Below are 14412 nucleotides of genomic sequence, written 5' to 3' on the forward strand. Positions count from 1 at the left end.
GTAATTTATAGCATTTTGTATATACAAATTCGAAAATAAGAAATAAGAATCCTGCTTTTTGAAAAAAAAAAAGCAACATTCGTATGGAATGTTGCACAAGGAGGGTAGCTATCTTTCATAGGGACATCGTCTTTAAAGGTTTCATTTATGCAAACAAAACACTTGGAAAGACAATTATAAGAAATTGAAAACAAATGATGCGCATATTTCTCTAAGGGATCTTATTAAAGTTGAGAGATAAGAAATATGTGGAACCTTGTTTACATATTTTATTATAAAGATGTTTCGTTAATGTGGTGTAAATATTAGATGAAGGTTATGTAATTTTAAAGTTAATGTATAGAAGAATTTGTAGAGAGGAAAATAAAAAAAGAGGCTGAGATTACTCAGCGCTCTTCTTTTCTTCTTTAATAGCTGTTTTTACTTCACCAGTTTTGATTTTATTGCTTTCAGAGAAGCGAAGTAAGTCGCCTTCAATGATTTTGTCTGACATGTGTAATTCATTTTGTGCACGATCAATAAGGGGTTGAGCTTCTTCTTTCGGCAATTGTACAACTTCACCTGTGTTACGGTCGTAGAATGTACTGTTTGTGTACATGTACTTATCTGTAATGAAGCTACCGTCACGAAGAACAACGAATCCTTTATTGTCTGGTGAGAATACGTCATGACCGAATTGAATTTGATTCGTAGAATCTACACCAAGTAAGTTTAGAATTGTTGGTTTAATGTCAATTTCACCAGTTGGTTTTGAAATTGTTTTACCTTCTGTTTGACCTGGAACGTGAATAAACATCGGTGTTTTTTGTAAGTTCATATGGTCAAATGTAGTAATTTCTTCTTTTCCTAAGAACTGTGCCATTGCACGGTTATGGTTTTCAGAAATACCATAATGGTCACCGTAGAATACGATAACAGAGTTGTCGTAAATACCTTCTGCTTTTAGACGCTCAATAAAGTGTTTCATTGCTTCGTCTAAATAACGAGCAGTTACCATGTAACGATCAAATACTCCATCACCAGAATTGTACTCGTCGATTAATTTCGTACTGTCATCATAAGTGAATGGGTAATGGTTTGTTAAAGTAAGGAAGCGAGTATAGAACGGTTGCTTCACTTGTTTTAACATATCGATAGACTGATCGAAGTATTCGATATCTTTTAGTCCCCAGTTTAATTTTGTTTCTGGCGTAATCTTGTAGTCAAGTTCGTTGTAGTAACGATCATAACCAAGTGCCGGATACATAATGTTACGGTTCCAGAATGTTGCGTTGTTTGCGTGGAATACTGATGTGTGATACCCTTGCTGACGCAAAATTTCTGGAGTTGCTGTATATTCGTTGTTACCGTGTGTGAAGAATACAGCACCACGGTCTAGTGGATATAGTGAAGTATCTACTAAGAATTCAGCATCAGATGTTTTACCTTGCCCAGTTTGATGGAAGAAGTTATCGAAGTAATAACTTTCTTTCGCAAATTGGTTTAAGAATGGTGTAACTTCTTGTCCGTTAACTTGCGCACCAATTAAGAATGTTTGTAATGATTCAAGAGAGACAACAATTACGTTTTTCCCTTTTGCAGTACCATACATATTTGGATCTGGTTTACTTTGTGTTGTTTTTACATAGTTTTCTGCTTCTTGCAATTTACTACTATCAGCAAACGCTTTTTGTGAACTTGATTTTGCTTGTAAGCCAAGATCGTATGCTTGGTGTACATATAATCCTAGGTTTTTAACAAGCATAACGCGGTCGAATGAACGTGTTAATAGCTCTGGACGCTCAGCTTCTGCAAGTCCTAGGTTTACGCAGAAAATAGCAACTGTTGACACGAAGTATAGGGAACGCATCGGACGTGCTACACGTTCTGTCGGTGCAAAATCTTTCTTCTTCTTCAATAGAACGAAGAATACGATAATATCCGCAAATGCAAGGATGATTTTGAAGTTAAATAATTCTTTCACACTAGAACCTAAACTTCCGAAATTAGATGTTTGTCCTAGTACTGGTAAAGTAACGAAGTCATTGTAGAATCCGTAGAACATTACGTTACCAACAAGGATGAACGTTAAGATAAAGTTAATTCCTAGTGCTATATAGTTACGTTTTTTCCCTTTTGCAAATAATGCAAGACCCACAAACAGTAATGATGCTGCTAATGGACTAATGAATAAAATGAATTCTTGCATGAAAGATTCAAGTTTTAAATCGAAGCTAGTGCGTGTAATGATGTAGGATTTTAGCCATACGGCCAAAGCTACGAATAAAGTGAAACGCACATTTTGAAATTGTGATTTCATGGTTTCTTTCATTCATTTCCACCCTTTCTCTATCAGGCTTGGTCGATTTTGGAGCGAAAAATGTTAAAATAAAAAATACATAGTTTTCTTGGCCATAATTAGAGTTTCTATATTCACCCATATACGACTTTAACTATGCATACCCTTTTTGGTTTCTTGTGCTGCTCATAAGCATAACGTCATTTCTGTATTATACAACAAAATTCATTTCTGAGAAACACTATAACATTTTACATTTTTTGTATGTGGTTTGTCACTACCAGAGAAAACTTTAACATTCGTTTATATGCTCGTCAACTAGAAAATATAACAAAAATAGAAAAGAATGTTAAGCGGAATTGAAAGTTTTTTGGTTGAGAAATACGGATTAGACATCTTTAAGTGGTTGTCTAGAAAACTATTATATGAAGGAAAATACGAAAAAATAAACGAACACTTGTTCTTTTTGGTTTTGTTTGTTACAATGAAATTTCATTGATAGATTATGTGTAATTTTGATGAACTTTTACTGATAACATAACATATTGTAGCTTATTTCTTTTGAAAAATAGGGAGGCTTTTGAATGAAACAAAAATTTTCAGTTGAAGCGTTTTGGAAGAAAATAAAACATGTTGCGAAGCAGGCAGGGCAGTCAGTAATTTATGCGAGTTTATTGCTGTTTTACGTTTTGCAAAGACCGGATGTTCCAAAACGAGTGAAAATTATTGTAATCGGAGCACTTGCTTATTTCATTGCACCGATTGATGCAATCCCAGATTTCATTGCTGGAGTTGGTTATACGGATGATTTAGGTGCGTTAACGGCTGCATTATTACAAGCATCGATATACGTAAATGAAGAAGTGAAAGATAAGGCACGAGTGAAGTTGGCAGAATGGTTTGGTTCGGATATAGACACAGCATTTATCGATCAAAAATTAGATCAATAGGTGAGAACTGTCATAGGATGGCAGGGCGAACGTAAGCGAGGAAGTGCATTATGCCATCAGGAAGAACGCATACGAAAATAAACTTAATATCCCTTCCGGTTGTTTTGTTTATGCTCTTTTCGTATGGATTAACAAATTTTGATTTTTTATTAACTTTTGCAATTGGATTTCTAGTAGGTACTTTCTTTTTAACACCGGATTTAGATACGTATAGCAATGCGTATAATAAATGGGGATTACTCCGCATTTTTTGGTATCCATATAGGAGTGTAATGCCCCATCGTTCCTTCTTCACACATACGATTATAATTGGTGATATTATTCGTATCGTATACATGTTAATCGTGTTTTCTCCGTTTTTATTCCTATTAAATGTAATAGCATTAGGCGGGAATTTAATAGAAATTGCGAAGGAACACGAGGTTGAAATTACAACGTTTGTAATGGGGATTGTTGTGGCAAGTACGCTCCACATTATAGCGGATAAAGCGAATACGCGCCGAAAGAAAATGATGAGAAAAAAGAAGAAACGCAGAAGATAAAGTGAAACTTTAATCAGTGGGGTGTTCATCCCCCGCCGATTATCAGCCCTCATCAATCGGGCGTTTACGGGCAGCAGGGCTTCCACCTAACTTCTTTGCTCCAGCCGGATTTTGAGGTGGGAGTCTTACTGCCCACAAATAGCGGGATAAAGGACACTTGCAATTTGCAAGTGTCCTTTTTTAATCAAACGTTTGTTTAAGAGAAAGATTAAGATTTTAGTACTTTAATACCTTTCACGATATTCCAAACGAAGTAGTATAAGCTAATGATTCCGCAAATGCATAAGACGATAATTGCTCCAATTCCAAGTGTTACGTCTGGTTGATCAGATCCGATGCCCATAATTCCTAAAATAACTAATCCAATAAATGAAGCGATGCTTGGAATGATATGTGTCCATAGAGCACGTTTTGCATGTGGTTTCGTTTCAGAATCGCCCACAATCCATACGATAATAGGGAATAAGATAGGCGCAAATAATACACTAAAGTATGATAAAGCTGCTAATATTTTGTTTCCGTTCATATATATCACCTCATAAGTAATGTCCGTTGTTATACTTTTAGTATGCGATAAATTTGGCAAGCTTCCTATCGATTAACATTACAAGAACGTGACGTTTTTGTAAGATTTTTAATTTAAATGATAAAATTTTCAAAAAAATCTTTTTAAATGAAAATTGTTGTGATAAAATTCAATGGAAACGTTTTCCTGAGCGTTTTTTATTTTTAGGTTTAAAGGTATGATGACCTGATAGCCTATTGATAAGGTTATATTTATTTAAAAGGGGATTCTTTAGGGGGAGAGAACAATGAACACATGGACACAAGTTTACGATCCGTTCGGTAACATTTGGATTTCGGCAGCAGTCGCACTTATTCCAATCATCTTTTTTTTCTTAGCTTTAGCAGTTTTCCGTATGAAGGGGTATGTGGCAGGATTTATTACAGTTGTATTAACGATTTTGGTGGCATTATTTGCGTATAAAATGCCATTCACAATGGCAATGGCAGCGACCGGATACGGTTTCTTATACGGATTATGGCCAATTGCGTGGATTATCATTATGTCAGTATTTTTATATAAAATTTCTGTGAAAACAGGTCAATTTGATGTGATTCGTGCATCTGTATTATCAATTACGAATGACCATCGTTTACTCGTTATTTTAATCGGGTTTTCATTTGGAGCATTTTTGGAAGGGGCAGCAGGATTTGGTGCACCAGTAGCGATTACAGCAGCGCTTCTTGCAGGTCTTGGGCTAAATCCTTTATATGCAGCAGGTCTTTGTTTAATCGCAAATACTGCACCAGTAGCGTTCGGAGCGATGGGGATTCCAATTACAGTTGCTGGACAAGTAACAGGCATTGATCCACATAAAATTGGACAAATGGCTGGGCATCAATTACCGTTCTTATCTTTATTTGTTCCGTTCTTTATCGTATTTTTAATGGATGGTTTGAAAGGAGTAAGACAAACGTGGCCTGCTTTATTTGTAGCAGGTAGTTCATTTGCAATTACACAGTTTATTACAGCGACGTTTTTAGGGCCAGAACTTCCTGATATTACGTCAGCACTTGTAAGTTTAGTAAGTTTATCGCTATTCTTAAAAGTTTGGCAGCCGAAAGAAATTTATCAATCTAAAGAAGCGAATAGTGAAGTAGCAGCAACGACGGCGACATCTATGCCGAAACTAACGGTAGGAAAAGTAGTAAAAGCATGGTCTCCGTTCATTATTTTAACTGTGATGGTAGTCATTTGGAGCCAAAGTTTCTTTAAAGCATTATTCGCTCCAGGTGGTGCTTTAGAAAGTCTCGTATTTAAATTTGAAGTTCCAGGCTTGCATAATTTAGTAATGAAAGCAGAGCCAATTGTAAATAAACCAACACCTTATGAAGCAATCTTGAAATTAGATATTTTATCAGCGACTGGAACAGCAATTTTAATTGCTTGTATCATTTCTATCTTTATTTTGAAAATGAGTACAAAAGATGCAGTAGCAACATTTAAAGAAACGTTAAACGAACTAAAAATGCCAATTCTATCTATCGGATTCGTATTAGGATTCGCATTTATCGCAAACTATTCTGGTTTATCTTCTACATTAGCGTTAGCACTTGCAGGAACTGGCGGGTTATTCCCGTTCTTCTCACCATTCTTAGGCTGGATTGGCGTATTTTTAACAGGATCAGATACGTCAGCGAACGCACTGTTCTCAAATTTACAAGCAATTACAGCGCAACAAGTCGGTGTATCTGAAGTGCTTCTCGTTGCAGCAAATACAACGGGCGGTGTAACAGGTAAAATGATTTCTCCGCAATCGATTGCGATTGCTTGTGCGGCAGTTGGACTTGCTGGGAAAGAGTCAGATTTGTTCCGCTTTACATTGAAGCATAGTTTATTCTTCGTTACTATTGTTGGGATTATGACGTATGTGCAGGCTTATTATTTAACTTGGATGATTCCGTAAACAAAAAAGAAATAACCTTTGCATTTTTCAGAATATAGTGTATGATGGGAAAGTATCGAAAATTAAATCAGTGATAAACTAGGGGTGCCTAACGTATGCGTAGGCTGAGAGAGAAGCGTGTGAACTTCTTAACCCTTTGGACCTGATCTGGCTCGTACCAGCGTAGGGAAGTTAACGGCTTTACATAATTATGTCTTTATGAGCCAGGTCCTTATTTTTTTATGGACCTGGCTCTTTTTATTTTGGCATACGCTGGCCATATCTCGTCCTTGTCACGAACAGGGGGCAATAAAGGTTATGAAACAGTCTGTTTCTGCTGAGCAAATTGAATTGAAATCGAGTTTACCAGGGAGTAAGAAAGTGTATGTGGATGGGCCACGTGAAGGTATGAAAGTGCCGATGCGCGAGATTGAACAAAGCGATACGAACGGTGTTCAAAATCCGCCACTCCGTGTGTATGATACGAGTGGGCCTTATACAGATCCAGCGTATAAAGTGGAGCTGGAAAAAGGGATTCCAACGCCGCGCCACTCTTGGACCCTGGAGCGTGGTGATGTAGAAGGATACGAAGGGCGCGAAGTGAAACCAGAGGATGACGGTGTGAAAGTGGCTTCAAAACATACACCTGTTTTCCCGCAAATGGATCGTAAGCCACTTAGAGCGAAGCAAGGTGCAAATGTGACACAAATGCATTATGCGCGTAATGGCATTATTACGTCTGAGATGGAATATGTTGCGATTCGTGAAGGGGTAGAGCCTGAATTTGTTCGTAAGGAGATTGCAGAAGGTCGTGCGATTTTGCCAGCGAACATTAACCATCCTGAAGCGGAACCGATGATAATTGGACGTAATTTCCACGTGAAGGTAAATGCAAATATCGGAAACTCTGCTGTATCGTCTTCTATTGCAGAAGAAGTAGAGAAGATGACGTGGGCGACTCGCTGGGGTGCAGATACGATTATGGATTTATCTACAGGCAAAAATATTCATACAACACGTGAGTGGATTATTCGTAATGCTCCGGTACCAGTTGGAACTGTGCCAATTTATCAAGCGCTTGAAAAAGTAAACGGAATTGCAGAGGATTTAACGTGGGAAGTGTATCGCGATACGTTAATTGAGCAGGCGGAGCAAGGCGTTGATTATTTCACGATTCACGCTGGTGTATTACTTCGTTACATTCCAATTACTGCAAAGCGTATGACAGGTATTGTTTCGCGCGGTGGTTCGATTATGGCGCAGTGGTGTTTATTCCATCATAAAGAAAACTTCCTATATACTCATTTTGAAGAGATTTGTGAAATTATGAAGCAGTACGATGTTTCGTTCTCTCTTGGAGATGGATTACGTCCAGGTTCTATTGCAGATGCAAATGACGAAGCGCAGTTTTCTGAGCTTGAAACACTTGGTGAATTAACAAAAATCGCTTGGAAACATGATGTGCAAGTTATGATTGAAGGACCTGGGCATGTACCGATGCATTTAATTAAAGAAAATATGGAGAAAGAACTTGATATTTGTCAGGGCGCGCCGTTCTATACACTTGGTCCGTTAACGACAGATATTGCACCAGGTTATGACCATATTACATCAGCGATTGGTGCTGCGATGATCGGCTGGTTTGGAACGGCGATGCTTTGTTATGTAACGCCGAAAGAACATTTAGGTTTACCAAATAAAGATGATGTTCGCGCGGGGGTTATTACGTACAAAATCGCTGCGCATGCAGCCGATCTTGCGAAAGGACATCAAACGGCTCATCAGCGTGATGATGCACTTTCAAAAGCACGATTTGAATTCCGTTGGCGCGATCAATTTAATTTATCTTTAGATCCTGAACGTGCGATGGAGTATCATGATGAAACGTTGCCGGCAGAAGGGGCGAAAACAGCGCATTTCTGTTCAATGTGTGGACCGAAGTTTTGTAGTATGAGAATTTCGCATGATATTCGTGAATATGCGAAAGAAAATGATTTAGAAACGACAGAAGCAATTGAAAAAGGAATGAAAGAGAAAGCGGTAGAATTCAAAGAAACTGGTAGTCACTTATACCAATAACACGTTACACCTCTTTACTTGATTGATCACACTGTAGTACCTAACTTAAATATAGAAGAAGCCCCCTTTGCTAAGACGGTAGCGAAGGGGGCTTCTATTTTCTCTATAAGGCGAAGAATAGCTGTACCCAGTAGTATAAGAGGAATAATGTGACGACTGTTGTGAGCGGGATTACGATGAGAGATACACTTAAATAATCTTTCCATTTTATTCTAATTTTGTTTTGTCTTAGGATATACATCCAGATGAGGGAAGCTAGCGTACCGATTGGTAATAATAGTGAACCGATGTCACTACCAATGATATTTGCGAGATAGATAGTTTTTAATGTGACTGGATCTAGTCACATTTCTGTTAACGTAATGGTACCAATCATAAGTGCAGGGTGGTTATTGAAGACGTTAGAGAGGAGGGAAACGAGTCCGCCCATCGCAAAGCTAGCATAGAGTAGATGCTGACTTACAACTGGTTCGAGCCAACTTACAAGTGCCGCTGTTAATCCTGCGTTATGAAGCCCGTAAATAATTACATACATAGAGAAAGCGAAAATTAAAATGTGCCACGGTGTCTTTTTCAAAATATCGACTGGGTTTGTTCGTAAGTAGTACCATCTCCAGATGAGAAGAACGAGTGAACCGAGTACAGCAACAATTTCGATTGGAATCGATAAGAAGGATGCAACGAATAGAAGACAGCGCATAAGGAAGACGAAGCCTAGTACTTTTAACATGAATTTTGTACGTTTTTGTTTTGTATCAACAGGATTTTTTCCTTTTAATGGATGGAAGTTTTTCGTGAAGAAAATTTCTTCGATATCATATGAAGAAACAGGTAATCTTTCTGGTAGCTTTTTCTTTAAAACTGTATACATAAGCCATGACATAAACAATAATCCTAGTGTTGCAGGTACAAACATCATAGCAGTATGCATATAAAGAGTCATATGGACGATATTTAAGGCAATTAAGTTTACAATATTACTTACACCAATTGGTGCACTAGATGCAGTGGCGATTAAAGCACCGCTTAATAAATAAGGGATTTGTTGATGAGGTTTTAATTGAAGGTTTCTCAGTAGTAAAATTAAAATCGGAGTTGTAATTAAAATACTACCGTCGTTATTGAATAAAAGAGTCATAAGAAAACAAAGTAATTGAATATACCAGTATAAACGGCGACCGGAGCCCTTTGCTAAATTTGCAAGTTTCGCTGCGGACCAGTGGAAGAAGCCGAAGCTTTCTAATATAACCGCCATAACGATGGTCGCTAATATTGTTATGGAGGCACCGCCAATTTTACTTATAATGTCCATGACGTCTGGTTTTGATACAAGTCCAGTAATGAGGATAATGCCAGCGCCAATTGCTGCTGGCCACGCCTCATTTAAACCACGAGGGCGCCAAAAGATAACAATCATCGTTAAGAAGAATACAATAATAGTAATCCATATTTCAATGCTCATATTTAACCTACCTTTCTATTTTCCTTTGAACAAATCTAGCTTGTCACAAGTTTATATTGGTAGTATATTCAGCAGAAAATAAGAAGAACTAGACATATAATGGAATGGAGTGAATATGTGTTTTTTGAGCTATAGGGCAAGTATCGGTGGTAGTGTAATAACTATTAGGAGAGACGTCTAATAAATGAGGGGCATTCTATATACGAATGCCCCTCATTTATCCCGCTATTTGTGAGGGCTAATACCCCCCCACTGATTAAAGTTTCACTTTATTATTTTTCCTTCAAAAAAGTTCGATCCTTCAAGAATAAATTCCAGAAGAAAATGAATCCTGGTAGTAAAATTGCAATCCCGATTGCATAAAGAATAAGAAGTGCATAGAATGTTTCGACCGTCGTAAAGCTTGTAAATACAGTTACGTCCGGGTAAATGATATAAGGTAAATGGGCGACGCCGTAAGCATAGCTTGCAAATGCATATTGAGCGACGACAGCTAAAACTGCAATGCGAGGAAAGCCTAGTGTGCCATACTTCTTATTTGTCCACCAAAGGGAAGAATATCCGATAACAAATAAAATGATAGAGACTGTAAACCATGGAAATTGCTTTATTAGTCCTTGCATAAGCCAGTGTGTTTCAGGGTCCATTACAACGAGAGCGATAATAGCAGTCACGAGCGTTGCAGGACCAAGTATGATGGCATTTCTTCTATAAATTCGGTACGTATCTTCAGAACCTTGTTCCCTAGCAAAATCAGCAAGAAAGAGAGATGATAGAAATAGTTCCGAAGTGAGTCCGAAGAGCATATAACAATAAATAACGGGACTAGAAAGAAGTTTTCCGTAAAGGAGCACTTCTTTTCCTTCAGACATCGTAATATAGGCACCTTCTGTAACGGGCAGAACGGTAATTAATAGAGCTGGAATTAAGAGCCCAGTAATACCTGAAATAATACGAAGAAGGTGTTGGTACTTTGGCAGGGAGTAAGCAAATACCATAAATGTACTGCGAATCGCAACGAGTACTAAAATTAACATAACTGGTACAAACATAACGGTTGCCAGGGTAAAGGCTGCTTTTGGAAAGAAACCGAGAAAAGCGACAACGACAAAGACAAGAAACGTATTTGTTACTTCCCACGTTGGTGATAAGTACCGATTAGCAAGCTTGGCAGCAAGCGTCGGGTGTTTAGCGTATACCATGCCCCAAAAACCAGCTCCAAAATCAATAGACCCTAGTATGCTATATACGAAAATAAGAGCCCATAAGATGATGATTGCAATGCTTTCCTCATGCACGAGAATCGCCTCCTTCGTGATGTAAATCATTCTTTAACGGATGTTTCTTAAAGAATGTCCGTAGTACAAAGACTGTTAAAATACCGAGTCCAATATATAAAATGATGAATAAAACAAATAAAGGACCGACGAAGTCAGCGCGTGTAGAAGCATCTACCGTGCGTTGCATGCCATAAATTGTCCATGGCTGACGACCACTACAACTAAAAATCCATCCGAATTCAATACCGAGCAACATAATGGGTCCACAGGCGGCAGCTCCCCAAAGAAGCCACTTCGGTAACTCTACTCCTTTTTTTCGGTAAACAAAGTACCAATATAAGAGGGCAATAGCTGCAACTGCAAAGGTAAAGGCAGCGGTGCCGACCATTAAGTTGAACAGTGTATGTGTGTAAAATGGTGGCCATGTTTCTTGTGGGAATTCATTTAGCCCTTTTACAACGGTGTTAGGGTCTAGTCCTACTAATAAGCTAAGCATGTTCGGAATTTCAAGGGCATAGTTTAGTTCAAGTGTGTTAGGATCCACAACCCCGCCAATCGATAAAGGAGCGTGTGATGTTGTTTCAAACAAAGCTTCAGCAGATGCTAGTTTTTCAGGTGAATGTTTATGTAAGGCAATAGCAGATTCGTGTCCTGAAAGCCACATCGTAGCACCTGTGATAAATGTAACGACAAGCCCTAGCAGCAATCCTTTTTTATGGTAAGCAACTTCACGTGCACTTAAATTTTTCTTTAATAATTTAAATCCAGCGATAGAAGCGATAACAGCTGCTCCAGTTGTATAGGCTGTAATAACGACATGGAATGCACTTGTGCCAAAGCTAGGATTAAAGAAAGCTTTCCACGGATCAACGTTAAAAACTGAGCCATCTGGCCCCATTGAAAAGCCCGCAGGTGTATTCATCCATGTATTTGCTGATGTAATAAGCACGGCGGATGCAGTGGCACCAATCATAACGAAAAATAGCGAGATTAATCTCATAACTGGAGGTAGTTTATCAGCTGCATATACATAAATAGACATGAATAAAGCCTCTAAAAAGAAGGCGAAAATCTCAATTTGAAACGGAACGGAAATAACTTGACCAACAATTTTGGCGAAACCAGGCCAAAGAAGTGAAATTTGTACACCAACAATTGTTCCAGTTGGAATTGCTACACCGAGAAGGATAGCAAAAGCTTTTGTCCATCTTTTTGCCATAATGGCATAGTCGGAATCTTTCTTCCAGTGATAGAGTATTTCACTTATAAAAATCATTAAAGAAAGCCCGACTCCAAGCGTTGCAAAGATAATGTGGAATGCTAATGAAGAACCAAAAAATGCCCTTGCTAATGTTACGGTATCCATATGTATACTCCTCTTCTTTTTTGCCATTATTTTCTGATTGAATTGGAAAATTTATTCAAAAAAACTGCCAAAAATATATATGAATTTAAAAAAGGGAATGTGGTAATGCTGTTTTTGAATATTCTAAAAAGAAAGAAATGTTTATTAGGTAATATTTTGTTTGTTTTTTAGGGAGGAATCTTTTATAATCTTTTATGCGAACATAAGTTCTTTTTGGCGTGCTGCATTTATAAAATGAAGAAGTTTATGTGAAATGGAGAGGGTGTTTTATGTATCCTGAAGTCATTAAAAAGATGGCATTTTCAAGAGAGCATAGAGATTTATTATTAAAGTTATATAATAAAGAAATTACGCGTCGTGAATATGATCGACTTGTGGAATCGCTATATAGACCTTCTAAAGAGGCTTGCGAAGGATAAGGTGGGAGAGACAATCTAAAGGATTGTCTTTTTTATATTTGCGTATGTTCTGGTAAAATTAAGGTTAGCCTTAAAAGGAGGTGAAAAGCTTGCGAAAACGTTTATATATAGGGATTGGGGTTATTCTCTTAATCGCTTTAGGTGGAATTGTATTTTGGTCGGCTTTACAAGGAAACCGTACGGAGCATTTTATTTTAAGGCATATGGTAAATGAAAATGGGACACTTGCAACGTACCGTTTAGCAGATACAAAGGCAGGAACGGGTGAAGCGAAGGGCCGTGAAGCTTTATCAGAATCGGCAGGACTCTGGTTACAATATACGCTTGATAAAGATGATCAGTCGCTATTTGATGAACAAGTAAAGGTCATTCAAAATAATTTTGTACATAAGGATCACATCGTGTTATGGAAAATCTCTGAAAAGGGAGAAATGCAGTCAGCCACAAATGCACTTATAGATGATCTTCGTATTATTGAACAATTATATCGTGCTTATGAAATGTACAAGGAAGAGCGCTATAAAAACCTTGCTGATCAATTGAGCAATGCTGTACTTCGTTACAATAAAAAAGATAATTATTACGTGGATTATTATGATGCAGATGCAGGTAAACAAAATAAGTTTACAACAACATCTTACATAAATCCTCATGCATTCTCTTATATGAAAAAGTACGGAAAAATTTCTGCACAGCAGTATCAGGAAGTTGTTCAGTTTTTAGCTAATTATCCGAGAGAAGGTTGGGCATTTCCGAAAGAGTATAAAGAAGATGGTACATTTACGTACGATAAAGAAGTGAATCTTATTGATCAATCATACGTTGCTTATCATCGCAGTTTAGGCGGTCTTTCATCAGATGCTTATTTGGAATTTATAAAGAAAAAATTCCAAGAGGACGGAAAGTTATACGGACGTTATAACTTAGAAACGGGAAAACAAGCTGTGAACTATGAATCACCAGCATCATACGGATTAACAATTTTGTACGTACTACAAACAGGTGATACAACGTTTGCGAAGGAATTGTATGAGCGAATGACTACATTCCGGAATGATAATGTATTTAGTAGATATTATGGTGGATATGTAACAGGTGAGAATAATAATACACATATTTTCGATAACGTACTACCGCTTTTAGCTGAAATGGAATTAGAGAAGAGTAAAAAATAGAGTGCCACCCTAGGGGTGGCACTTTTTTCTTATTTCTTTTCCATAACTGCAAAGTAATTGTTTTCATTATCAGCAAAGTTGAATGCTCTACCAGTAGGTAAATCTACAACTTGTCCAACTGTAACATTTTTCTCAGAAAGCTCTTTATAAAGTTGATCTAAGTTATTAGAGAAGAACATAAGTGAAGGGGTATTTAAGTTTAATTCAGGTTGCATCTTCGCAATTAACGTCTTATCGTGAAGGACAATGCTTGTTCCAGCTTCTTTCGCCGGCGCAATTTCAATCCAGCGAAATCCTTGGCCGTTATTTTCTTCCGCAACGATTTGGAATCCTACTGTTTCTGTCCAAAATTGTACTGATTCATCTTGGTTATTTACATATAACATAATTTGTCCAATTTGATTAATCATA

At 37.6% G+C, this 14412-nt stretch carries 11 protein-coding genes, 1 pseudogene and 1 riboswitch; of the genes and pseudogenes, 6 read left to right on the forward strand and 6 right to left on the reverse strand.

Annotation, left to right across the window (positions count from 1 at the left end):
* Positions 1-382: 382 nt before the first annotated feature.
* The gene (locus tag FT637_RS13930; protein ID WP_193646813.1) at positions 383-2311 is read right to left on the reverse strand and encodes an LTA synthase family protein; all 1929 of its coding nucleotides are present in this window, start codon (positions 2309-2311) and stop codon (positions 383-385) included.
* A 551-nt stretch (positions 2312-2862) separates the two neighbouring features.
* Between FT637_RS13930 and FT637_RS13935 the strand changes: the two genes are divergently transcribed.
* Positions 2863-3228: a YkvA family protein gene (locus FT637_RS13935; RefSeq protein ID WP_193646814.1), complete on the forward strand. Its 366-nt coding sequence runs from the start codon at positions 2863-2865 to the stop codon at positions 3226-3228.
* A gap of 50 nt (positions 3229-3278) precedes the next feature.
* The gene (locus FT637_RS13940; RefSeq protein WP_193646815.1) at positions 3279-3770 is read left to right on the forward strand and encodes a metal-binding protein; all 492 of its coding nucleotides are present in this window, start codon (positions 3279-3281) and stop codon (positions 3768-3770) included.
* A gap of 208 nt (positions 3771-3978) precedes the next feature.
* Here FT637_RS13940 and FT637_RS13945 read toward each other — a convergent pair whose 3' ends face one another.
* Positions 3979-4296 carry a DUF4870 domain-containing protein gene (locus FT637_RS13945; RefSeq protein WP_193646816.1) on the reverse strand — a complete coding sequence of 106 codons (318 nt, stop codon included), beginning with the start codon at positions 4294-4296 and terminating at the stop codon, positions 3979-3981.
* A 286-nt stretch (positions 4297-4582) separates the two neighbouring features.
* Between FT637_RS13945 and lldP the strand changes: the two genes are divergently transcribed.
* Both lldP and thiC read left to right on the forward strand, forming a co-directional pair.
* A complete protein-coding gene (lldP, locus tag FT637_RS13950; protein WP_193646817.1) occupies positions 4583-6241 on the forward strand; it encodes an L-lactate permease in 1659 nt (552 codons plus the stop codon).
* Positions 6242-6311: 70 nt separating this feature from the next.
* Positions 6312-6427, forward strand: a riboswitch (TPP riboswitch).
* Between the two features lie 111 nt (positions 6428-6538).
* The gene (gene thiC, locus FT637_RS13955) at positions 6539-8299 is read left to right on the forward strand and encodes a phosphomethylpyrimidine synthase ThiC (protein WP_193646818.1); all 1761 of its coding nucleotides are present in this window, start codon (positions 6539-6541) and stop codon (positions 8297-8299) included.
* Positions 8300-8402: 103 nt separating this feature from the next.
* Here thiC and FT637_RS13960 read toward each other — a convergent pair.
* The 3 genes and pseudogenes from FT637_RS13960 to cydA form a co-directional block, all read right to left on the reverse strand.
* A pseudogene (locus tag FT637_RS13960) lies at positions 8403-9761 on the reverse strand (arsenic transporter).
* 272 nt (positions 9762-10033) lie between these two features.
* Positions 10034-11059, reverse strand: a complete 1026-nt coding sequence (locus tag FT637_RS13965; protein ID WP_002089640.1) for a cytochrome d ubiquinol oxidase subunit II — start codon at positions 11057-11059, stop codon at positions 10034-10036.
* Positions 11052-12407 carry a cytochrome ubiquinol oxidase subunit I gene (gene cydA, locus FT637_RS13970; protein ID WP_193646819.1) on the reverse strand — a complete coding sequence of 452 codons (1356 nt, stop codon included), beginning with the start codon at positions 12405-12407 and terminating at the stop codon, positions 11052-11054. The genes FT637_RS13965 and cydA overlap by 8 nt, the downstream gene beginning before the upstream one ends.
* A 269-nt stretch (positions 12408-12676) precedes the next feature.
* Here cydA and FT637_RS13975 point away from each other — a divergent pair, with 269 nt between their 5' ends.
* The gene (locus FT637_RS13975; protein WP_002016173.1) at positions 12677-12826 is read left to right on the forward strand and encodes a hypothetical protein; all 150 of its coding nucleotides are present in this window, start codon (positions 12677-12679) and stop codon (positions 12824-12826) included.
* Positions 12827-12915: 89 nt separating this feature from the next.
* Positions 12916-14001 (forward strand): transcriptional regulator, encoded by a 1086-nt coding sequence (locus FT637_RS13980; protein WP_193646820.1) that lies wholly within the window; start codon positions 12916-12918, stop codon positions 13999-14001.
* 29 nt (positions 14002-14030) lie between these two features.
* Here the strand turns inward: FT637_RS13980 and FT637_RS13985 are convergent, their stop codons facing one another.
* Positions 14031-14411 (reverse strand): VOC family protein, encoded by a 381-nt coding sequence (locus FT637_RS13985; protein WP_193646821.1) that lies wholly within the window; start codon positions 14409-14411, stop codon positions 14031-14033.
* Between the last annotated feature and the right edge of the window lies 1 nt (position 14412).

The sequence above is a fragment of the Bacillus cereus genome (genome assembly GCF_015071065.1).
Classification (GTDB): domain Bacteria; phylum Bacillota; class Bacilli; order Bacillales; family Bacillaceae_G; genus Bacillus_A; species Bacillus_A cereus_BA.